This is a genomic window from candidate division KSB1 bacterium (assembly GCA_016214895.1).
In the GTDB taxonomy this organism is placed as follows: Bacteria; Electryoneota; RPQS01; order RPQS01; family RPQS01; genus JACRMR01.
The window spans coordinates 86,807-107,473 of the sequence record JACRMR010000012.1; the positions used below are offsets into that span (position 1 = coordinate 86,807).

Genomic DNA, 20,667 nt, shown 5'->3' on the forward strand with positions numbered 1-20,667 from the left:
ACCGAAATTGCTGAACCGGGCACTCAGGAATGGAAGTCACGCGGCGGGCAGAGTCCCAAGTACTTGCCAGATCAGACAATGTCTCACTATGCGCACAAAAACAGCATCGTAAGATGCTGTTTTTATTTGTCGGGGCGACTGGATTTGAACCAGCGACCCTCTGCTCCCAAAGCAGATGCGCTACCGGGCTGCGCTACGCCCCGAGATGAGAAGTATAGCAAATTTTTCGGACACTCGCTAACCGGACTTGGGAAGAGACCGATTCCAGTGGCCCGAGGAGGGGCGGATCGGCGAAGAAGTGCAGATGCGCGCGGACGCGCACCCCCCCGGCTCCCCACTGGATGTGGGGGGAGTCCGAAACGGAGTCGGTGACTCAACGATGCCGGCCCACTGAGGAAGCGGATCGGCGAAGAAGCGCAGATGCGCGAAGACGCGCACCCCCCCGGTCCCCCACTGGATGTGGGGGGAGTCCGAGTTGGAGTAAGAAAGAGGCGGCCCAGCAGGGTCGCCTCAACTTGCAGCGTCAGTACAATGTGATTTCGTCAAAAACCATTCAAACGGGTGTGGATCGTCACGCTGCGGCTCACATGACGATTCACAAGGTCGCGAAGCTCGCCGGCGTCGCCGGTCAGCACGCCGCGCTCGGCCAGGAACCGCTCCACGACCCCAAAATCCTTGCCCGCCAAGCGAAGATAACGCTTGACGGTGTTCTTCGAGAGGTTGTGAATGCGGGCTGTGGCCCGAATGCCCTGCCCTTCGAGGAGTGACTTGTAGATCTTCTCGATCGTGTCCCAGTCGAGTCGGCTGTCCCAGAAAGGAGATCCCTTCAGTTCGCTGAACGTCTTGCCACACGTGTTGCAGATCAGCAGGCGGACCTGCTTCCGTCCGTAACGTGTGTAAAGTGATATATTTCCATTCCCGATCTTGCTAAAATCGGAACATGCGGGGTTTGGGCAGGCGAAATGCTCATTGCTCATGATTGGGACTCCGTTTAGGTATGTCGTATCTAATGTATCGGCACATGTGACCCTAACCTTTAACCAGACTAACCCACCCAGCGCCCCCGACGCGGGAAAGCGATTTGAGGCAGACGGCGGCAAACGGCCGGCCTTTCCGATAATACAGTCTCGAAGCGGGGTTCTCGCGCACTTGACTATTCTTTGAGAAATTAGTAACTTCAGTAGTTTTGGCAATACCCCTTCCCGCATTCATCCCACCTATGCAAGCCATTCAGAAACAAACTACTGCCGTCGGTCTCACCTACCTCACCGACGCCCCAACTCCTCAGATCGTTCACTCCGACGAAGTCCTCATCCGGGTCCGCGCCGCCGGAATCTGCGGCACCGACGTTGACATCTACCGTGCCGACCCTCCGCTCATGAATCGCATGCGCGACAAGCTGCCGGTCGTGCTGGGTCACGAATTCTGCGGAATCGTGGAAGCCATTGGCAAGGGGGTGACCGGCCTGTCCGTGGGCGACTTCGTTTCCGCCGAGATGCACCTCATCTGCGGTGTCTGTCACAACTGCCGAACGGGAAACGGCCAGTGGTGTCTAAACACGGTCATTCGCGGCATTGATGCGGCGGGCGCGTTTGCCGACCACATCGTGCTTCCCGCACGAACGGTCATTCCGCTGCCGGGCGATTTGCCCGTGGAAATCGCCGCTTATCTGGATGCAATCGGTAACGCGGTGCACACCGTGCGTTCGGTGGACGTCGTCGGCAAGGATATTGTGATTCTCGGCGCGGGTCCGATGGGCATCATGGCCACCGCACTCTGCCGGCTGATGGGCGCGCGGCGTGTTTATGTCAGCGACATTCACGACTCCATGCTCAAGATGGCCAAGGACGAAGGCGCCGACGCGGTCTTCAACGTCCGCGACGAAGCTCAACAGCGGGAACTCGTCAAGGCCGCCAAGTCGGATCCGCGCAAATTGGGTGTGGACGTCGTGCTGGAACTGTCCGGCCACGGACCGGCCTATCGCGATGCCTTCGCTACCATCCGCATGGGCGGCGAGCTGGCGCTGCTGGGGCTGCCGCGCGGCGACATCGCCGTCAATTTCTCGCAGGATGTCGTGTTCAAAGGCCTCACGATCAAAGCGATCATCGGTCGCAAGATCTTCTCCACATGGATCGATATGCTGGCACTCCTCGAAGGCAAGTTCCGCGACACGTGTCACCGCATCGTCACGCATCGCTTTCCGATGGCCGAGTTCGAGAAGGGTTTCAACACGAAACTGCACGGCGAGGGACTCAAAGTCATCCTGTTGCCGAACGCCGGAAACTAACGCGAATGACGGGGTTGCTCATTGACGCGGACGCAATCCGCAAGTGCGCAGCCCCGTTCGTAAATGAACGATCATCATTCCCCGCCTCCGATTGACGAAACGCCGGCTTCTCTGTTCAAGAGAATCCGGCGCCGACTCATCGGCGGGCGGCGCAATCCGTTCGATCCGAAGGTTTTTCATTCGATTTCGCTGATCGCGTTTTTTGCGTGGGTCGGAATGGGAGCTGATGGAATTTCGTCGGCCAATTACGGCCCCGAAGAGACGTACCACGCATTGCACGGTTATACGTTCCTTGCGCCGATCCTCGCGGCCGCCATCGGGTTTGTCGTTCTGATCATCTCGGCGAGCTACGTTCAGATCATTGAACAATTCCCGTCCGGAGGCGGCGGCTATGTGGTTGCGTCTAAGCTCCTGCACCCGCGAGCCGGTGTCGTGTCGGGAGCGGCGCTGGTCATCGACTACGCACTGACAATCGCCGTCTCCGTTGTTTCGGGTGTGGACGCAATCTTCAGTTTGCTGCCATCGCACTACGCAGCGTTCCGCTTGTTGACAGCGCTGGCGGCGGTCGTATTGCTCACATACATGAATCTGCGCGGCGTGCGCGAGTCGGTGGTGGTGCTAACGCCGATCTTCATCCTCTTTATCCTCACGCACTTTGGGTTGGTGTTTTACGGTTTCGTCAGCCATCTGGGCGCGCTGCCCGAACGCGCCGCTCAAGCAACTCTTGACGCGCACGGGGCGGCTCAATCTGTCGGCGTGTTCGGCTTAATCCTGGTCTTCCTGCAAGCGTTCAGCAAGGGCGCCGGTACTTTTACGGGGATCGAGGCCGTATCGAATGGTCTGCTCGCATTGCGCGAGCCACGTGTGCACACCGGCAAGAAGACAATGGCATACATGGCGATCACCCTTGCCGTGCTGGCTTCCATGATCCTCATCAACTACTTTCTGTTCAACGTTCACGGTCAGACGGGTAAGACACTGAATGCCGTCTTGTTCCAAGAGATGATGCAGAACTGGAAGGGATCCGCTGCCGTAGCCGGGCATGCACTGATGTGGTTTACGCTTGTGTCCGCCGCGCTCTTGCTGTTTGTTGCCGCACAAACGGGCTTTATTGACGGGCCACGTGTACTCGCGAACATGGCGCTGGATTCTTGGCTACCGCATCGCCTCAGCCACCTTTCCGAGCGGTTGGTCACGCACAACGGCATCGTGATCATGGGCGTTGCCGCGACCGGGCTGCTGCTCTGGGCGGGCGGGAATATCACGATTCTGGTCGCGCTCTACGCCATCAACGTTTTCATCACGTTCACGTTGTCGCAACTTGGCATGTCGCGACTGTGGATACAGAAACGAAGAGAGGACCGACGCTGGTTCGTTCACTTGCTCATAAACGGCTTCGGGTTCGTTGTCTGCGCCACGCTACTCGTGATCATGATCGCATTCAAGTTTACGAGCGGGGGTTGGCTTACGTTGTTGGTCACGGTCGGTTTGATCGGGTTGTGTCTCTACATCAAGAATCACTACGAGGCCGTCAAGCAGCGCGTCGCCAAGATCGACGAGATCCTGTCCACGCTCTCGTTCGGCGATGAGCCGGTGGCGAAGCAGACGCTCGACCCGCATGAGCCGACGGCCGTGATTCTGGTCGAGAAATACAACGGCGTCGGCATCCACGTGCTCTTGAACGTGCAGCGGCTGTTCGGGCCGCGCTTCAAGCAATATGTGTTCGTTTCCGTGGGCGCGATCGACGCCGGACACTTCAAAGGCGTCGATGAACTTGCGGAGTTGAACGCCGCCATCAAACGTGAAACGGACCGCTATGTCACGCTGGCACGGTCCTACGGACTCAAGGCCGACTCCCGCGTCTCGTGCGAAATCGACTACATCGCCGAAATCGAGCGGGTCTGCCTCGAGGTCTATGAAGAGTACCCGAATTCGGTGTTCTTCGCGGCCCGCCTGCTGTTCTGGAAAGACAGCGTCTGGTCGCGGATTCTGCACAATGAAACTCCGCTGACGATTCAGCGCAGACTGATGTTCCACGGCCTGCAGTTCGTCGTGCTGCCGGTTCGCCTGCAATAACCACCACTTCCCGCCCCGATGTACGGAGACTTCCGGAAATTCCTGACGGACGAACTGACCGCGATTCGCGAGAGCGGCTTGTACAAACACGAGCGTGTGATTCAGTCGCCGCAAGGCGCGGCGATCCGCGTGCGACAGGGCGTGGTGCTGAATTTCTGCGCCAATAACTACCTGGGGCTGGGTGACCATCCCGAGCTGGTCAGCGCGGCCAAACAGGCCCTGGACGCCTGGGGCTACGGCATGAGCAGCGTGCGGTTCATCTGCGGGACGCAGGAAGTTCACAAGACGCTGGAACAAAAGCTCGCGCAATTCGTGGGCACGGATGACGCCATTCTCTACAGCTCGTGCTTCGACGCCAACGGCGGTGTGTTCGAGACGCTGATGAAGGAAGAGGACGTGATCATCACCGATGAGTTGAACCACGCGTCCATCATTGACGGAATCCGGTTGTCCAAGGCGAAGCGGCTGATCTACAAGCATCTCGATCTGTGCGACCTGGCGGCGAAGCTCGGCGCCGCTCAGACGGCGCGGTTTCGGCTGGTCGTGACCGACGGCGTGTTCTCGATGGACGGCGATATTGCTCCGCTGCGAGCGATTTGCGAGCTGTGCGAGCAGCATGATGCGCTGCTGATGGTGGATGACTCCCACGCGACGGGCTTCGTCGGCAAGACCGGTCGCGGGACACCGGAGTATTGCGGCGTGGAGGGACGCGTCGATATTCTGTCTTCCACGCTGGGCAAGGCGCTCGGCGGCGCGTCCGGCGGATTCATCGCGGCGCGACAGGAAATCGTTGATCTGCTCCGGCAACGCTCGCGACCCTACTTGTTCTCGAATACACTGCCGCCGCCGATCACGGCGGCCGCGATCCGGTGCGTGGAGATGATCAGCGCTACGACGCGGCTGCGTGACAAGCTCGAGGAGAATACCCTGCACTTTCGCCGCGAATTGACGAAGGCGGGGTTCCAGATCCGGCCCGGTGTGCATCCGATTGTGCCGATCATGTTGTTCGAGGCCAGTGTGGCGCAGACCATGGCGGCGCGGTTGCTCGACGAGGGTATTTATGTGATCGGCTTCTTCTTCCCGGTCGTGCCGAAAGGCCAGGCCCGCATCCGCGTACAAATTTCCGCGGCGCACGAGACCGAGCACGTCGAGCGCGCCATCGCGGCCTTCACCAAGATCGGCAAAGAGATGGGAATCATCAAATAGCGATTGCGCATCGCGTGCGCTCGATCGCCTTGACTGCAAGAACGCCCGGCATGCGCCGGGCGTTTTCCATGACCGTTGCGGAAGCCGCCTATAGCGGCAGCCATTCCGTCTGATCTTTTTTCGCCCGATAGCGTCCGGTACGCGCGGTCGTGCGCTGGCGACGGGGAAGCGGATCGGGCGGCGGACTGAGCGCGATCTCCAGCAGCTCCGCCTGAGTCGCCAGTCCGCCTAGACGCCCACGACGTACCCACTCCTCGCTTAACTCAAACAGCAGGAAATTCCGCGGCTGATGATCACCCGAATCTCGCTTGGTGTCGAGGCAGGCAAATCCGGTGCTGCCCGTTCCCGCGAACGGATCCAGCACGATGCCGTGCGGATCCGAACTCTTTTCAATCAGCTGACGCAGCAGTTTGACCGGCTTTTGAGTGGCGTGCAGGCGGTGCGCAGAGGGCACGTTTTCGCAGTCGAGTAAGTCGCCCTCGCGCGGGCCGTTGAGGTGACGCGTACCCTTCGCCGCGAAGATGATCATCTCGTGCTGCGGGGCGAACGAACCATTCAAATCGCCGCTGCCGTGGTTGTTCTTCGCCCAGATCAGGCAATTCTTGACCTTGAACAGCCGCGAGATCGACCGATAAAACGTCGGGTACATGTCGAAGCGCGTGAAGCAATAGAAATGCGTGTCCGGCTTCAGCACGCGATGCATCTGCTCCACCCAGCCGTCCACCCAGCGCAGGTCGCCGTCGTTCTGAAACTTCGGCAACTTCTCGCGCGCAACACGTCGATTCGATTGATAGTCGATACCGTACGGCGGATCGGTCAAGACGAGATCGATGCACTCGTCCGGCACCTCATGCAGCAACTCGAAGCAGTCACCGCAGATGAACTGATTGCGAAAGCGATCCGGTAGGCTCATCTCGTCTCCTCAGAGAGAGGGTCACTCCGCCGCGAAGGCCGAAGTGACCCTGAACAGACTCGCTATTTCTTGAAAATGCCGCGTAACACCTGACCGGCCAGCCGCGGGTTTTCTTTCAAACGCCGCGTCGAATACCCGTACCACGACTTCCCGTAGGGAACATAGATGCGGACGCGATGTCCGCGCGCCTGAAGCTCGTCGCGCATGCGCGGCAGCACACCGAGCAGCATCTGGAATTCGTAGCGATTCGGAGTCAACTTGTGCTGCCTGATCAGTCGCTCGCTCGCGGCAATCAGCCAGTCATCATGCGTGGCGATCCCGACGTACGCGCCGCGCTCGAACATGCGATCGAGCAGCGCCACGTAGTTGTCGCGAATCTCCTGCTTGCCCTGATACGCGATCGCCTCCGGCTCGACATAGATGCCTTTGCAAAGGCGGAAATTCGCCGGTCCGCCATCGAGCAAGCGATTGATATCGTCGAGCGACCGGCGGAGGTAGGCCTGAATCACGACGCCGACCTTGAACTCGCGACGAAGTTCATCGTACGCGGCCAGGGTGCCCGTCGTGTACGGTGAATCCTCCATGTCGATGCGCAGAAACGTGCCCAGCTGCGACGCCGCTTCGACCACGCGACGCAGATTCGCGCGCATGAATTGCGGATCGATCGACGCGCCGACCGCCGTCAATTTGACCGAGACGTTCGCGTCCAGCTGCTCCCGATGGATCGCGCTCAACAGGTCAATGTACTCCTCCGCGTCCCGCTCCGCGACGGCCCGCTCATGCACGAATTCGCCGAGCACATCCACCGTCGCCAGCAATCGCTTGCGGTTCAAAGCCTGCACGGTGCGAACCGCATCCGTGAGCGTCTCGCCCGCGATATACTGTGACGCCACCTTGCCGACGATGATTTTCGGCACGAGCGGCAGCGTTGCCACAACCAATTTATCGAAGATCGACATAAGACGGCCGGACTCAGAAACGATAGGATACACGAACGCCGGCCGCGTCCGGATTTGCAGTGGGTCCAAGATCAGGCGAAATATCGAGACCAAGCAGGTGGGCGTCAACGTAAGCATCGCCCATCGATAACAGGACCGTGCCCGCCAGCCACCAGATCAGCTTGTTGCGGGAATTTCGGTAGAATTGCTCGTAATCGTGGAAGAACGGATCGGTCGAGGTTTTCGCGCCCATCATTAGATCATGATTGCGCGAGATCCCCCAGATGAACAGCCCTTCCCCGACGAAAAAGACGCCGGCTTTCAGGCGATGCTCGTTGTAATACTGGCCCCAGCCGGGGACCACGATCGAACGCAGCACCGCGCCCGTCGAACTCTTGAGCGGCTTCGCCGCGTTATCCTCTGCAAAAGCCGGACCGATGGCGAACAGGACCGCCAGCAGAGCAGCGGCAAGGGCTACGAAACGACCGCGAGACATTCGATTTCGACCAGCACATCCTTGGGCAACCGCGAGACCTCAACCGTGCTGCGGGCCGGCGGATCGCCGGGAAAATAACGACCATAGACCTCATTCATCGCGGCAAAATCGTTGAAGTCCTTGAGAAACACCGTCGTTTTCACGACGCTCGCCAGCGACGAACCGGCGGCTTGCAGAATCGCGTCGAGATAGTGCAAGACCTGCTCGGTCTGCTCGCGAATGCCGCCGCTCACGACGTTGCCCGTCGCCGGGTCGAGCGGAATCTGGCCCGCGGTGAACACCAGCGTACCCTGAAAGCGAATCGCCTGACTGTAGGGGCCGATCGCCGCGGGCGCCGCCGACGTGGAAATTCGTTCGCGACTCATTGACGTGGAAGGTCCTTGAATTCAGCGTCTTTAATCTGATCTGCCGGGACCGATGCGCCGCCCGAGCGCGGCTGACCCTTCACCCGCGGATCGCCGCCGGGCTGAGCAGGCCGCGATAACAGGCGGGCCACATATCGCAGCACCAGAAAACCGGCCACCGCCACCAGCACGATGCGAAACAGGCGACTCACAATTCCACCGGATTGAAATAGCGCGTTCCGACCTCGTCGCGACCCATTTCGCGGATCAGCAAGTCAAGATGCTCGGGAACGCCGACATAATCGAGTGTCGTCGAGTTTACGATCAGAAGCGGCGTCTCGGCATAGTGAAAAAAGAAGTGGTTGTACGCTTCGTTCAGCGTGCGCAAGTACGGTTCGGAGATTTCCTTCTCGTAGGGCCGGTTGCGCTGACGGATGTTTTTCATCAGCCGTTCGGTCGAACTCTGCAGGTAAACCACGAGGTCCGGTTTGGTCACGCGCACATCCATCAGCGAGAAGACCTTCTCGTAGAGCGCGATCTCGGCTTCGGTCAGGTTGATGTAGGCGAAGATCCGGTCCTTGGCGAACAGATAATCCGCGACGACCAGCGGATGAAAAAAGTCCGGCTGCGGCAGATCCTGCTGCTGCCGAAATCGCGACAAGAGGAAGAACAGCTGGGTCTGAAAGGCGTAGTGCCGTGAATCCTTGTAGAACGACTCGAGAAACGGATTGTCCTCGGGATTCTCCAGTACCAGCCGGCCGTTCATGCGCTGCGCGAGCAGGTTCGTGAGCGAAGTCTTGCCGACTCCGATCACGCCCTCGATGGCAATATAGCGCGGCGACGTGGATTCGCTCACTGGGCCTGCTACTCCCGAAACAGCTCGACCTTGCTCGTGTCCTGACATGCTTCGCGCAACTCCCAGATCGCGCAACCGAACTTGGGATGCACGGCATCCGGCAGCAGCTCGCAGAGCGGATCGAGTACGAAGCGGCGCTGCGTCAGGCGCGGATGCGGGACGATTAGATCGTCCGTGTACATGGTTACGTCGCCCCAGAGCAACAGGTCGAGATCACAGGTGCGCGCTGCGCCGCCGATCGATCGCTTGCGTCCTAACATCGTCTCGACCTGCAGCATGAGCTTCAGCAGCGCCTCCGGCGATTCGCCGCGACGAACTTCCAGCACCGCGTTGATGTAGGCGCCGCCCCGGGCGCCGCCCCACGGCTCCGTCGCGTACAGACTTGACACCCGCAAGATCTCGACGCCGCCCTGGCGCAACTCGGCGCTGGCGCGCTGCAGGGTTCCGACGCGATCGCCGAGATTCGCGCCATAGCCGATGTAGGCATGCTCAACTGTCATGGCGTCGTCTGGAAACTTCGACTTCCACGTTCCGCAAGATGCCCCCCATCGGAACGTGAGGCTTGCGGACACGAACCGTGGCCAGAAATACGGGCGGAAACTTCTTCAACAGGCCGTTCGCGATCACACCGGCACAGGTCTCGAGCAGATGGAAGTTCTCCTGCGAGAACATCTCCGCGACGGCCCGGTAGAGCAGCGTGTAATCAACGGTCCAATGCAAATCGTCGCTGCCTTCATGCCGCGAGAAATCGCCATGGACCTCGACGTCCACTTCAAATTGCTGACCAATCGTGCGCTCCTCGTCGAGCGCGCCGTGAAAGGCGTAGAAGAGCATGCCGTTCAATCGAATCTTGTCCGCGGTACTCATGATCAAACGGCTCCCGTCAGTTCGAACGAGCGGGCATTCACCCCGAGCGCGTCCACAATTCGCAACAAGCTCACCACCAGCGGCTCCAGTCGTTCCAGCGGCAGCATGCTGGCCCGGTCGCTGAGCGCTTCGGACGGCCGCGGGTGCGTCTCGACAAACACCACCGACACGGCGCCGGTCGCGACAGCAGCCCGAGCCAACGGCTCGATGAATTGCGGCGCGCCACCGCTGACTCCGCCCGCACCGCCCATGCTCTGCACGCTGTGCGTCGCATCAAACACTACCGGGTAACCGAATTCGGCCAGGCGCACCAAAGATCGCATGTCCACAACCAGATCGTGATACCCAAACGAAGCACCGCGCTCGGTGAGCAGCAAGCGTCGGTTCCCTGTCGATTCCACTTTCTGCACCGCGTGACGCATGTCCGACGGAGCCACAAACTGCCCCTTCTTCACATTGACGGGCTTGCCCGTACGCCCCGCTGCCACCAGCAGGTCCGTCTGACGGCAGAGAAACGCGGGAATTTGCAGGATGTCCACGACTTCCGCGACGGGAGCCGCCTGAGCCGGTTCGTGCAAATCGGTCAACACCGGAAGCCCGACGCGCTCGCGGATCGTGGCCAGCACCCGCAAGCCTTCTTGCATCCCCGGCCCGCGAAAGCTCTCAACGGACGTGCGGTTTGCCTTGTCGAAACTCGCCTTGAAAATCGGCAACACGCCGGTGCGCCGCGCAATCCCATAGAGCGCCTCCGCGATTTCGAGACAGAGGGCTTCCGATTCGATTACGCAAGGACCGGCGATGATCGCCAGCGGATACTCGGTGGGGGCACTCACGAAGAACTGACCGATTCCAGCGAGGCTTTGGAGGTCCGCGACCCGGCGCGATCGGCATGATCCAAACACGCGCGTACAAAATCGCGGAAGAGCGGATGCGGGCGCGTCAGCCGGCTCTTTAGCTCGGGATGGAATTGCACGGCGAGGAACCACGGGTGGTCTTCGAGTTCCACAATCTCGACCAAGTCGCCTTCCGGCCACACACCGGTTACTTTCAGCCCGGCCTGCTCAAGTTGTTCGCGGAACTGGTTGTTCACTTCGAACCGGTGGCGATGCCGCTCGGTAATCGCGTCCGTGCCAAAGGCCTTGTGCGCCCGCGAGCCGCGGGTCAAAAAGCACGGATAGCTGCCCAACCGCATCGTCGCGCCCTTGTGCCGGATCCCGCGCTGCTCAGGCATGAAATCAATCACCGCGAATTTCGTGTCGGGTGCGAACTCGCGCGAGTTCGCCTTCTTCACCCCGCAAACATTGCGCACGAATTCAATCGTGGCGGCCTGCAAGCCCAAACAGAGTCCGAAAAACGGCACGCCGTTTACGCGAGCATACTGAATCGCCGCCTGTTTGCCATCGCAGCCGCGCTCGCCGAAACCGCCCGGCACCAGCACGCCCGAACAATCCGAGAGAATCTCCGCCGCCGATTGCCGCTCAAAATCCTCGGCTTCAATCCACTTGAGCTCAACCCGGGCGTTGTGGTGAGCGCCGGCGTGGACAAACGCTTCCGTGATCGATTTGTACGAATCGCGAACCTCAATGTACTTCCCGGCAATGCCGATCCGCACCGTCCTGGCGGGTCGCTTGATGCGATCCACCAGCGTGGACCACTCCTTTAACTCCGGCTCGCGCTGCTTCATCCCCAACAACTGAACGATGCGCTTGCCGAGGTTTTCGCGCTCCAGTTTGAGCGGTAACTCGTACACCGTTTCCACGTCGAGCACTTCAAAGACATCGTCCTTGCCGACATTGCAGAACAGCGCGATCTTCTCGCGCAGTTTCGCTCCGAGCGGCTTTTCCGAACGACAGAGCAGCAAATCCGGCTGAATCCCGATCTCGCGCAACTCCTTCACGCTGTGCTGCGTCGGTTTGGTCTTTACTTCGCCGGCTACGCTCAGAAACGGCACCAGCGTCACATGAAGGAACAGGCAACTTTGCGGACCGCGGGCGCGCGCCAATTGACGGATCGCCTCGAGAAACGGCAGACTTTCGATATCGCCCACCGTGCCGCCAACTTCTACAATCAACACGTCGTAATACTCGGTGCCGTTGTAAATCGCCTCGATGCGACTGATGATCTCGCCCGTGATATGCGGAATCACCTGCACCGTCGCGCCGAGAAAATCGCCGCGCCGCTCCTTCGAGATCACCTTCTGATAGATCTGCCCCGTCGTCGCGTTGTTCGCGCGACCCATGTCCTCATCGATAAAGCGCTCATAGTGACCGAGGTCGAGATCCGTCTCCGCGCCGTCTTCCGTGACAAACACCTCGCCGTGCTGATACGGATTCATCGTCCCCGCATCGACATTGATGTACGGATCGAGCTTGAGCATCGTGACGCGCAGCCCGCGCGCTTTCAGCAACCGGCCGATGGAGGCCGCCGTAATCCCCTTGCCCAGCGACGAGACGACACCACCCGTGACAAAGATAATTTTCGTCTTCGCGCGCTTCTTAGCGCCGGTGCCGTTTTGTGCCATGCGGTGGATTCCCAATGTGGATCGCTGGAAATAGCCTTAAACGAGGTGACCCGACAGCACTGCCGCAAGATCCGCCGGAGTGTCCACGCCGCGCGAACGGCTGTTCACCTGCATGCAGCGAATCCGATAACCTGCCTGAAGCCACCGTAATTGTTCGAGAGATTCCGCCCGCTCAAGATCCGACGGAGGGAGCGCCGTCAGTTCCAACAGCGTCGCGCGACGAAAACCGTAGATGCCAAGATGCCGCCAGTAAGCAGGCGCGGAGTCGGGGCTGCCGCCGCGGTCGAACGGAATCGGGGCACGGCTGAAGTAGAGCGCGTCGCCCCGTCGATCCAACACCGCTTTGACAACGTGCGGACTCAGCACCTCCGGCGCTTCAATCAGCGGAGTGATGGCCGAGGCGATTTCTACCTCGCGATCCTTGAACGCCGCGGCTACCGCGCTGACCGTGTCCGACTCCATCGCGGGCTCGTCGCCCTGCACGTTCAACACAATTTCGTATTCCGGATGGCGCGCGGCCACTTCGGCCACGCGATCCGTGCCGGATCGATGATGCGAAGACGTAATCTCGACCGGGCCGCCAAAACGCTGACAGGCCGCCGCAATTCGTTCATCTTCCGTCGCGACGGTCACGGCATGAATGCCCGACGCGGCCGAGCACTTCTCGTACACATGCTGCACCATCGGCTTCCCCGCAATCAGCGCCAGGGGCTTACCCGGAAATCGAACCGACGCATAACGCGCCGGGATCACCACCAGGACCTTCACTCAGTTCACCACTCGCGGCAGCCGGAAGTAGTCCTCCGTTCGATCCGGGGCACCGTGCAGCGCGTCCTCCCGGGACACGCACGAGTGAGGCACGTCCCGGTCCAGGACGTTCCGCAGGTCCAGCACATGATGCAGCGGCTCCACCCCGTCCACCGAAATCTCGTTCAACTTGTCAATGTGTTGAAAAACCTTGTTTAAGGTCTCGTACATCGAGTCGAGCTCGGCCTCACTCATGCGCAAACGCGCAAGCGAGGCGGTGCGAAGTATCGCGGCTTTGTCAACAGGCATGGATGAGATTCGATCTGGATTGAGCTCAGATGTTCAAGCGGAACTTCCGGCGTTAATCTATGGCAAAATAACCCTAAAGTCAAGCCGTTGCGAGGCCGGACTCCGTCGATTTCAATCCATATTGCAACTGGTAGAGCCGGTAGTAGATGCCCCTTTGAGCAAGCAACTCGGCCTGATTTCCGTGTTCCCGCAACCGACCGTGGTGGAAGACCAGGATCCGGTCGCAGCGCTGGATTGTCGAGAGCCGGTGAGCGATGATCAGCGAGGTCCGACCGACCAGCAGCTTGTCGATGGCGTCCTGAATCAGCCGCTCCGTCTCCGTGTCAATGGACGCCGTGGCCTCGTCAAGAATCAATAATCGCGGTTCGCAGATCAACGCGCGCGCGAACGCCAGCAACTGGCGTTCGCCGGTGGACAGCGTGGCGCCCCGTTCCACGACCGGTTCATCGTACCCCCCGGTCAATCGCTTGATGAATCGATCCGCGTGCACCAGCTCGGTCGCCCGCTCCAGCCGCTCCCGCGAAACCCCGGGAACGCCATAACTGATATTGTCCGCGATCGTCCCGGCGAACACGAAGACATCCTGCAACACGATCCCCATGGTCCGTCGCAACGCCGTCAGGTCGAATTCACGGATGTCCACGCCGTCGATGAGAATCTGACCGCGCTGAATATCGTAATAGCGACTCAAGAGCGAAATCACCGTGGTCTTGCCGGCACCGGTGGCGCCGACAATCGCGATGGACTCCCCCGGCGCCACGCGGAAACTCACATCTTTCAACACCCACTCCTCGCCGCGATAGGCAAACCAGACCTTGTCAAATTCGATCGCCACGCCGGCGCGTTGCGGCTCGCGGCCGTCGCGGGACGCGGGGACCGCGGCAATCCGGGGGTGCGCCGCGGGCGCGATCTCGATGGGATGATCAATCACACCGAAGACGCGCTCGCTGGCGGCCATGGCGCCTTGCAGGATATTGTACTTCTCCGCCAGATCGCGTACGGGACGGTAGAAGCGCTCCACGTACTGAATGAACGCGACCAGCGTGCCCAGCGTCACCGCCCCGCTCATCATCAGATTCCCGCCGCCGAAAATAATCAGCGCCACGGCGAGCGCCGAGACGACTTCCACCAGCGGAAAGAACACGGCATACTGAAAGATCGTGCGGATATAGGTCTGCTTCAGCTCCGTGCCGATGCCGTCGAACGTATCAAAATTGCGCCGCTCCCGGCCGAACAGCTGCACAATCCGCATCCCGACCAGATTCTCGTGCAAGTAGCTGCTCAACCGCGCGACCTGCAAGCGCGTCAGGCGATACAGTTCGCGCACCTTTTTCCGAAACGTGAACGTGACCAGCAACAGAATCGGAATGACCGAAAGCGTCAACAGCGCAAGCCGCCAGTTGATCGCGAACATCACGATCATGATACCGAGCAGCGTTACGATGTCGCCCAGAATCGCGACCAGGCCCGAGCTGAACAGCTCATACAACGCCTGAATATCCGAGGTCACGCGGGACAGCAGCCGACCGACCGGATTGCGGTCGAAGTAGGGCAGCGAGAGGCGCTGCAACTTGTCGAAGACCTCCATCCGCAAGCGGTACACGATCATCTGCCCCGCCCAACCCGTCAGGTAAGTCTCCGACCAGCGCAGCACGGCGGCGCCGGTCGCGATCGCAATGAACGCGACGACAATCAAGATCAAGCCATTCCAATCGCCCGCCGCGATATACTTGTCGATGGCCATGCGGGTCAACAACGGACCGGCGAGTTCCGCTCCGGCTCCCCCCACCAGCGCAAGCACCGCGAGGCCGATCTTTCGCTTTTCCGCGCCGGCATACCCCCACAGCCGCTTCGCCAGGCGCGCGTCGTAGGCCTTGCCGAGAATCTCTTCTTCGCGGTTGGTGTCGTCAGGGCTGCTCATGCCACGGGATCCGATTCCAACGTTTCCAGCTCCGCCTCGAGCGTCTGCATGCGATCAAGGTCGGCATAATAGCCGCCCCGCGCAATCAGCTCCGCGTGCGTGCCCTGCTCGATGAGCCGCCCCTTGTCCAGCACGAAAATCTGATCCGCGTCTTTCACGGTTGAGATCCGGTGGGAAATCAGAATGGACGTGCGGCCGCGCATGAACTCGCGCAGTCCCTGCAGAATCTCTTCTTCGGTATGTGTGTCCACAGCCGCCAGCGCGTCGTCGAGAATCAGGATGCGCGGATCGCGGATCAGTGCGCGGGCAAGGGCCGCGCGTCCCTTCTGACCGCCGGACAGCGTGAGTCCGCGTTCCCCGACCAGCGTGTGGTAGCCATCATGAAACTGCTCCACGTCTTTCGCAAGCCGCGCGGTCCGGGTCACCGCGTCAAACTTCGCGGGGTCGGGATCCGTGATGCCAAAGCAAATATTGTTGCGCAGCGTGTCCGAGAACAGCAGCGCATCCTGCGGCACCATGCCGACCATCGCGCGCAATTCGGCGAGTTTCCATTCCGTCGTCGGAATGCCGTCGATTCGCACGGTACCCGTACCGGGATCGAGCAGCCGCGGCACCAGCGACGCCAGCGTCGATTTGCCGCTGCCGGTCCGGCCCACAAAAGCCACCGTACTCCCGGCCGGAATCTTGAGGTCAATTCCGCCGAGATTCTCGCGCTCGCCCGTGTAACTGAAGTTCACGCCGTCGAACTGAATCTCGCCGCGCGGGAAGTCCGGGACCCGGCCGCCGGGCGGGTCCGCGATCTCCGGCCGCGTATCGAGGATCTCCGAAATCCGCTTCATGGACGCCGCGCCTCGCTGAAACAGATTCGCCACCCAACCCACCGCGATCATCGGCCAGGCCAGCATGCTGAGATACCCGACAAACGCGACGAAGTCACCCAGCGAAATTTCACCACCGATAATCGCGCGGCCGCCGATCAGCAGAATCAGCGCCGTGCCGATCTCGAACAGCAGGAACATCACCGGCATGAACAGCGCTTGCACCTTCGTCATCGCCAGATTGCGGCGAACGTACTCGCGGTTCAAACCGTCAAACTTCTCCAGCTCGCGCTGCTCCTGGGAGAAGGCGCGCACGACCCGCACGCCGGCGAAATTCTCCTGCGCGCAATCCGTCAACGCCGAATACTGCTCCTGAATGCGAGTCTGGAGCTTGTAGCTGGCCTTTCCCAGCCAGAACACCGACAGCGACACCACGGGCGCGGCAGCCAGCGTCAACAGCGTCAGTTTGCCGGAGATCATGACCATCATAACCAGCGCGAACGCCGCCATCGTCAGCGTGTCAATGGGATACATGATACCCGGACCCAGCACGTTGCGCACGCTGTCGAGATCACTCGATGAGCGCGAAATCAGGTCGCCGGTGCGACGCCGGTTGTAATACGACAGCGGCAGCCGCTGCAGGGTCGCGAAGATTGCGTTGCGCAAATCGAGTTCTACCTTGCGCGATACGCCGATCAGGATATACCGCATGAAGAAGCGCAACACGCCGGACGCGACAGCGACCAGCAGAATCAGCCCGGCGTAGCGCCCCAACTCGCTCGACGTCGTTCCGCTTTGCAGTTCATCCACGGCAAGTTTGAGCAGCCATGGCACGAGCACGCCGATCGCATTGTTCGTGAGCGCGAACAGCGATCCCAGCAAAAAGGGCCGGCGGTAAGGTCGCAGAAACGGCAGGAGCGCTTTCAGCGCGAACATGCGATGGTGGTTCCGGGCGGTGTGAGTCGGAGCAATTCGATCAAGCCAACTTCAAATAAACAATCAACCCGGCAACGATTCGCGCCGGGCGATTGACAACGGATCCAACAATTTGCGTGGCGAGGAATGCGCCCCGCCGTCGCCAACCCTACTTGGCTTTCGCGACAGCTTCGGCCTTCTGCTTGAAATCTTCGGGTTTCTTCATCAGCGCCGTCGCCGTACTCTTGTAGATGATAAAGTCGCTGGCCGCTCCCTGTTTGCGCACAAAGTACTGATTGGCGGTCGTGTCGGTCGGCATCATGCGCAGGTCCACGGACTCGCCGGTGTTCAACTGAGCCGAAAGCTGAAACTCGGCATGGTTGAACGCGTCAGTCTTCAACGTATCCGCGAAATCGACGGAGGACATCTTCGCCAGCAGGCGCGTGACACGCTCGACCAACGGCTTCTCCGCATCGAACTTCGTCGCGCCGCTCTCCAACTTCCATGTCGAATCCACGAATGACAACGTCGTGGTTTCCGTGGGGGACCGCAGGACCAGTTTCTGAATCGTGTTCGCGTCGAAGTCGGTGATCGTCTTGTCGCGCCAATCCTTCGGCTTCTTCTTGAACGTGCTCGTCTGATTGCCGCCGATCTCCCAGACTTCGTTGTCCTTCGAGCGCGAATAGGTCGTCGTCCCCGTCGGGCCGGGCCTGCCCAGAATGAACTCCTCAACCTTGTTCCCATCCGACAGCCGGACCTTCACGCCCGCGCTGTCGTCAACCTGGTATTCCGCGAACTTCTCCGGCTTCTCGGTGATCAACGCGAGCATGTTCATCTCTTTCAGCTTGCCGAGCAGTTGCCCGACCGAGCGGTCGTTGGCCGGATAATCGATGGGCTTCTTCACCCGCCACGTTTCGCCCTCCTTGGCCAGCTCGACCAAACCGTCGGTGGACTCGATGCGAATCGACGTGACTTTCGCGCTGTCTTCGATCACCCACGCGCGATTCGTTTCCACGACGTTATTGCGTGACTCCACCAGCCAATAGACCAGCAGCAGCAGCACGAGGACCCCGACACCCACGAGCGGTTTCTTCATAGCGCCGCTCCCTTCGTGCGATTGCGCCGCGCCGTCCAGCGAAACATCCCGAACAGCAAGACCAGCGCCGGCGGACCGATCATGTTCGCGATCTTTACGGTTCGCTTCGTCGCGTCAGTGATATCCGGCTTCAGCGGACGAATCGCCGCCTCGCGCGAGCGAATCGAAATCAGATCGTTGTCCTGCGACAACCAGTCCACCGCATTCAGAAACAGAATCATGCCCGGCCCGCCCTGCTGCGAGTACTGCCCCTGCGCGAAATTGCCGTCGCCGATCACTACCATGCGCGACTCCGGACTCTGCGTCACAATCTGCACACTCGGCGGACCGGCCAGCGAGTCTGACGGCGGCGGCGCCGGCCGGCCCACGAAGGCCGAACCGAAGGTGCCCTGCAAGGTCACCCCGAGCAGCTTCTTCCCGCCGGTGTACTCTTCGCGCTTCGGTTGTCCCATCGGATTGATGTCGAAGCTGCGGACCTGAACCTTCGTGGCTTCGCTGGTGGAAAACAGCGGCGTGAATTCAACGTGCCCGTTGGACGGCTGCATCGTGTCGATGGAACTCGGGAAGAACACGTTCAACGTCTGAAAGTCCTTCACGATCGGACTCTGCTGATTGAAATCCCGAATTTCCGGGAAGGACGGATAGCGCACCAGATTCGTGATCGTGAAGAAGCCCTGCTGCTGCTGGACGTTGATCATCGACGCGTTCAGGTCGCAAACCAGATTGTTCGCGATGATGAACCCCCACTGGCGCGTCAAGTCGTCGATGTTGAGCTGCGCGGCGCTGGCCATCGACGTTTGAACGTCGGCCTTGGTCTTGTTGACGAACCAGCCGACCTTGCCGCCCTGCATCACGTACTGGTCCAAACAAAACTTCGTCCACTCGTCCAGCGCTTCGGTCGGACTGACCACGCACAGCACGTCGATACTCGGATCGATCAGGCTGTTGCCGGACTTCGTGTTCACCGGCACGACCTCATAGTGCTTGGACAGCGCCGTCGTGATGGTCCGCAGCGCCTGGCCGAGATCGGGCGTGCCAAAATTGCCGAGGAAACCGACTTTCGGCATCTTCTCCGAAGTCAGGCGGATCACCGCCGATGTCACTTCATACTCGAAGTTATCAACCGTCTGAATCAGGGGAATCGTTTCGTGCTTGTCGCCGTAAATCAGCACCAAGCCCATGTAAGCCTTTTTGAGCTGGACGTTGTCCTTCTCGAGGACGTTTACCTGCACGGGCTGAATCCGGTACTTGCCCGCTTCGGCTTCCAGCTCGGCTTCGTCCGCCGGATCGACAAACTCAATCGCCAGATTGCCCTTGCTATAGGAGCGATAATCCTCGAGCGCGTCCTCGACGTAGCGCGCATTGGCGTTATAGGGCGGCGGCAGATTCTTGGTGAAATACGCCTTGATGGTCATGCGGTCTTCCAACCCGCCGACCACGCGTCGCGAGGCCGCGCTCAACGTGTAAATCTTGTTTTCCGTGAGGTCGGCGCGCGCGAACAACCGCAATCCGATCAGGTTCACCACCACAATGATGGCCAACACAATCAGCAGCGAGGAGATCGACGATGCGGACCAAGTCTTTTTCTTCATTGCCCGATGTATGTTCGTTGGTTGTGGATCGGTTAGTCGCCCTTGCGCCGCGACAGCGCATGGCTTGCCAGAAACAGTCCCGCGAAGATCAGCGACGCATAGTAGATCAGATTGCGCGTGTCGATCACGCCACGGGAGATGTTATTGAAATGATACTCGATGGCCATGTACTCGAGCACATTGGCCAGCACCGCCGGCACGTAGAACAGCACCTTGTCCAAAATGAAAAAGAAGAACGAAATCGCCAGCGCAATGATGAACGCCACGATCTGGTTCTCCGTCAAGGCCGAGGCCAGCACGCCGATGGCCAGATAGGCCGCCGCCAGCAGCAGCAAGCCGAGATAGCCCGCCACCACCTGCCCCCCGTCCAGATCGCCCAGCGTGCTCACCGAAATCGCGTACACCAGCGTGAACGCCAGCAGCGCCGCCACCAGCCCCAGCGCGGCCAGATACTTGCCGATGATGATCTCGGAATCCTTGATCGGGTAAGTAAACAACAGCTCGATCGTGCCCGACTTCCGCTCTTCCGCGATCAGCCGCATCGAAATCGCCGGAATGAAAAACATGAACAGCAGCGGCACGATCCCGAACAGCGTTCGCAGATTCGCCTGATTGGCCAGAAACAGGTTCTGCGTGAAAAAATAGCCCGATACCAGCAAGAAAAATGTCAGCACGATGTAGGCCGCGGCGGAATCGAAGTACGATCGCAGTTCGCGCTTAAAGATGACCAGAATATTGTCCATAGAGTGAGGGGGTCCGAGGTGA

General features: G+C 60.1%; 21 protein-coding genes and 1 tRNA gene. 3 read left to right on the forward strand and 19 right to left on the reverse strand.

Annotation, left to right across the window (positions count from 1 at the left end):
* Nucleotides 1-129: 129 nt before the first annotated feature.
* A tRNA-Pro gene (locus tag HZB60_06615) sits at nt 130-203 on the reverse strand.
* A 339-nt stretch (nt 204-542) separates the two neighbouring features.
* Nucleotides 543-977 carry a hypothetical protein gene (locus tag HZB60_06620; protein MBI5059437.1) on the reverse strand — a complete coding sequence of 145 codons (435 nt, stop codon included), beginning with the start codon at nt 975-977 and terminating at the stop codon, nt 543-545.
* A 242-nt stretch (nt 978-1,219) separates the two neighbouring features.
* Here HZB60_06620 and HZB60_06625 point away from each other — a divergent pair, with 242 nt between their 5' ends.
* From HZB60_06625 to HZB60_06635, 3 genes are all read left to right on the forward strand, one after another.
* On the forward strand, nt 1,220-2,287 hold the full coding sequence (locus HZB60_06625; protein MBI5059438.1) for an alcohol dehydrogenase catalytic domain-containing protein: 1,068 nt from the start codon (nt 1,220-1,222) through the stop codon (nt 2,285-2,287).
* A gap of 63 nt (nt 2,288-2,350) precedes the next feature.
* Nucleotides 2,351-4,363 (forward strand): APC family permease, encoded by a 2,013-nt coding sequence (locus HZB60_06630; GenBank protein MBI5059439.1) that lies wholly within the window; start codon nt 2,351-2,353, stop codon nt 4,361-4,363.
* A gap of 18 nt (nt 4,364-4,381) precedes the next feature.
* A complete protein-coding gene (locus HZB60_06635; protein MBI5059440.1) occupies nt 4,382-5,569 on the forward strand; it encodes a glycine C-acetyltransferase in 1,188 nt (395 codons plus the stop codon).
* An 88-nt stretch (nt 5,570-5,657) separates the two neighbouring features.
* Here the strand turns inward: HZB60_06635 and HZB60_06640 are convergent, their stop codons facing one another.
* The 17 genes from HZB60_06640 to HZB60_06720 all read right to left on the reverse strand — a co-directional run bounded on the left by HZB60_06640 (nt 5,658) and on the right by HZB60_06720 (nt 20,645).
* Nucleotides 5,658-6,482: a site-specific DNA-methyltransferase gene (locus HZB60_06640; GenBank protein MBI5059441.1), complete on the reverse strand. Its 825-nt coding sequence runs from the start codon at nt 6,480-6,482 to the stop codon at nt 5,658-5,660.
* A gap of 62 nt (nt 6,483-6,544) precedes the next feature.
* Nucleotides 6,545-7,441, reverse strand: coding sequence for a proline dehydrogenase family protein (locus HZB60_06645; GenBank protein ID MBI5059442.1), 897 nt, complete (start codon nt 7,439-7,441; stop codon nt 6,545-6,547).
* Nucleotides 7,442-7,454: 13 nt separating this feature from the next.
* Complete coding sequence (locus HZB60_06650) at nt 7,455-7,916, reverse strand: hypothetical protein (GenBank protein MBI5059443.1); 462 nt, start codon at nt 7,914-7,916, stop codon at nt 7,455-7,457.
* Nucleotides 7,895-8,281, reverse strand: coding sequence for a RidA family protein (locus tag HZB60_06655; GenBank protein MBI5059444.1), 387 nt, complete (start codon nt 8,279-8,281; stop codon nt 7,895-7,897). The genes HZB60_06650 and HZB60_06655 overlap by 22 nt, the downstream gene beginning before the upstream one ends.
* Nucleotides 8,278-8,472, reverse strand: a complete 195-nt coding sequence (locus HZB60_06660) for a hypothetical protein (GenBank protein MBI5059445.1) — start codon at nt 8,470-8,472, stop codon at nt 8,278-8,280. The genes HZB60_06655 and HZB60_06660 overlap by 4 nt, the downstream gene beginning before the upstream one ends.
* Nucleotides 8,469-9,164, reverse strand: a complete 696-nt coding sequence (locus tag HZB60_06665) for a deoxynucleoside kinase (GenBank protein MBI5059446.1) — start codon at nt 9,162-9,164, stop codon at nt 8,469-8,471. The genes HZB60_06660 and HZB60_06665 overlap by 4 nt, the downstream gene beginning before the upstream one ends.
* Nucleotides 9,125-9,616 (reverse strand): 2-amino-4-hydroxy-6-hydroxymethyldihydropteridine diphosphokinase, encoded by a 492-nt coding sequence (gene folK / locus HZB60_06670; protein ID MBI5059447.1) that lies wholly within the window; start codon nt 9,614-9,616, stop codon nt 9,125-9,127. The genes HZB60_06665 and folK overlap by 40 nt, the downstream gene beginning before the upstream one ends.
* On the reverse strand, nt 9,606-9,983 hold the full coding sequence (folB, locus tag HZB60_06675; protein ID MBI5059448.1) for a dihydroneopterin aldolase: 378 nt from the start codon (nt 9,981-9,983) through the stop codon (nt 9,606-9,608). Before folB ends, folK begins: the two co-directional genes overlap by 11 nt.
* A gap of 2 nt (nt 9,984-9,985) precedes the next feature.
* Nucleotides 9,986-10,831, reverse strand: coding sequence for a 3-deoxy-8-phosphooctulonate synthase (gene kdsA, locus HZB60_06680; GenBank protein ID MBI5059449.1), 846 nt, complete (start codon nt 10,829-10,831; stop codon nt 9,986-9,988).
* Entirely contained in the window at nt 10,813-12,504 is a 1,692-nt protein-coding gene (locus HZB60_06685; protein ID MBI5059450.1) for a CTP synthase, read from the reverse strand. Before HZB60_06685 ends, kdsA begins: the two co-directional genes overlap by 19 nt.
* A gap of 36 nt (nt 12,505-12,540) precedes the next feature.
* Nucleotides 12,541-13,272 carry a 3-deoxy-manno-octulosonate cytidylyltransferase gene (gene kdsB / locus HZB60_06690; GenBank protein MBI5059451.1) on the reverse strand — a complete coding sequence of 244 codons (732 nt, stop codon included), beginning with the start codon at nt 13,270-13,272 and terminating at the stop codon, nt 12,541-12,543.
* Complete coding sequence (gene gatC, locus HZB60_06695; protein ID MBI5059452.1) at nt 13,273-13,560, reverse strand: Asp-tRNA(Asn)/Glu-tRNA(Gln) amidotransferase subunit GatC; 288 nt, start codon at nt 13,558-13,560, stop codon at nt 13,273-13,275.
* 79 nt (nt 13,561-13,639) lie between these two features.
* A complete protein-coding gene (locus tag HZB60_06700; protein ID MBI5059453.1) occupies nt 13,640-15,481 on the reverse strand; it encodes an ABC transporter ATP-binding protein in 1,842 nt (613 codons plus the stop codon).
* Complete coding sequence (locus HZB60_06705; GenBank protein ID MBI5059454.1) at nt 15,478-17,235, reverse strand: ABC transporter ATP-binding protein; 1,758 nt, start codon at nt 17,233-17,235, stop codon at nt 15,478-15,480. The genes HZB60_06700 and HZB60_06705 overlap by 4 nt, the downstream gene beginning before the upstream one ends.
* Before the next feature lie 148 nt (nt 17,236-17,383).
* Nucleotides 17,384-18,310: a DUF4340 domain-containing protein gene (locus HZB60_06710; protein MBI5059455.1), complete on the reverse strand. Its 927-nt coding sequence runs from the start codon at nt 18,308-18,310 to the stop codon at nt 17,384-17,386.
* Nucleotides 18,307-19,902, reverse strand: coding sequence for a Gldg family protein (locus tag HZB60_06715; protein ID MBI5059456.1), 1,596 nt, complete (start codon nt 19,900-19,902; stop codon nt 18,307-18,309). The genes HZB60_06710 and HZB60_06715 overlap by 4 nt, the downstream gene beginning before the upstream one ends.
* Nucleotides 19,903-19,934: 32 nt before the next feature.
* Nucleotides 19,935-20,645, reverse strand: a complete 711-nt coding sequence (locus HZB60_06720; GenBank protein MBI5059457.1) for an ABC transporter permease subunit — start codon at nt 20,643-20,645, stop codon at nt 19,935-19,937.
* Nucleotides 20,646-20,667: the final 22 nt, after the last annotated feature.

Bases quoted from the DNA above. Each gene is read 5' to 3' on its own strand.
- gatC (MBI5059452.1), bottom strand. From the start codon at position 13,560: ATGCCTGTTGACAAAGCCGCGATACTTCGCACCGCCTCGCTTGCGCGT.
- HZB60_06630 (MBI5059439.1), top strand. From the start codon at position 2,351: ATGAACGATCATCATTCCCCGCCTCCGATTGACGAAACGCCGGCTTCT.
- HZB60_06620 (MBI5059437.1), bottom strand. From the start codon at position 977: ATGAGCAATGAGCATTTCGCCTGCCCAAACCCCGCATGTTCCGATTTT.
- HZB60_06650 (MBI5059443.1), bottom strand. From the start codon at position 7,916: ATGTCTCGCGGTCGTTTCGTAGCCCTTGCCGCTGCTCTGCTGGCGGTC.
- HZB60_06655 (MBI5059444.1), bottom strand. From the start codon at position 8,281: ATGAGTCGCGAACGAATTTCCACGTCGGCGGCGCCCGCGGCGATCGGC.
- HZB60_06705 (MBI5059454.1), bottom strand. From the start codon at position 17,235: ATGTTCGCGCTGAAAGCGCTCCTGCCGTTTCTGCGACCTTACCGCCGG.
- HZB60_06715 (MBI5059456.1), bottom strand. From the start codon at position 19,902: ATGAAGAAAAAGACTTGGTCCGCATCGTCGATCTCCTCGCTGCTGATT.
- HZB60_06700 (MBI5059453.1), bottom strand. From the start codon at position 15,481: ATGAGCAGCCCTGACGACACCAACCGCGAAGAAGAGATTCTCGGCAAG.
- folK (MBI5059447.1), bottom strand. From the start codon at position 9,616: ATGACAGTTGAGCATGCCTACATCGGCTATGGCGCGAATCTCGGCGAT.
- HZB60_06640 (MBI5059441.1), bottom strand. From the start codon at position 6,482: ATGAGCCTACCGGATCGCTTTCGCAATCAGTTCATCTGCGGTGACTGC.
- HZB60_06625 (MBI5059438.1), top strand. From the start codon at position 1,220: ATGCAAGCCATTCAGAAACAAACTACTGCCGTCGGTCTCACCTACCTC.
- HZB60_06665 (MBI5059446.1), bottom strand. From the start codon at position 9,164: ATGTCAGGACACGAGCAAGGTCGAGCTGTTTCGGGAGTAGCAGGCCCA.
- folB (MBI5059448.1), bottom strand. From the start codon at position 9,983: ATGAGTACCGCGGACAAGATTCGATTGAACGGCATGCTCTTCTACGCC.
- HZB60_06720 (MBI5059457.1), bottom strand. From the start codon at position 20,645: ATGGACAATATTCTGGTCATCTTTAAGCGCGAACTGCGATCGTACTTC.
- HZB60_06645 (MBI5059442.1), bottom strand. From the start codon at position 7,441: ATGTCGATCTTCGATAAATTGGTTGTGGCAACGCTGCCGCTCGTGCCG.
- HZB60_06635 (MBI5059440.1), top strand. From the start codon at position 4,382: ATGTACGGAGACTTCCGGAAATTCCTGACGGACGAACTGACCGCGATT.
- HZB60_06710 (MBI5059455.1), bottom strand. From the start codon at position 18,310: ATGAAGAAACCGCTCGTGGGTGTCGGGGTCCTCGTGCTGCTGCTGCTG.
- HZB60_06685 (MBI5059450.1), bottom strand. From the start codon at position 12,504: ATGGCACAAAACGGCACCGGCGCTAAGAAGCGCGCGAAGACGAAAATT.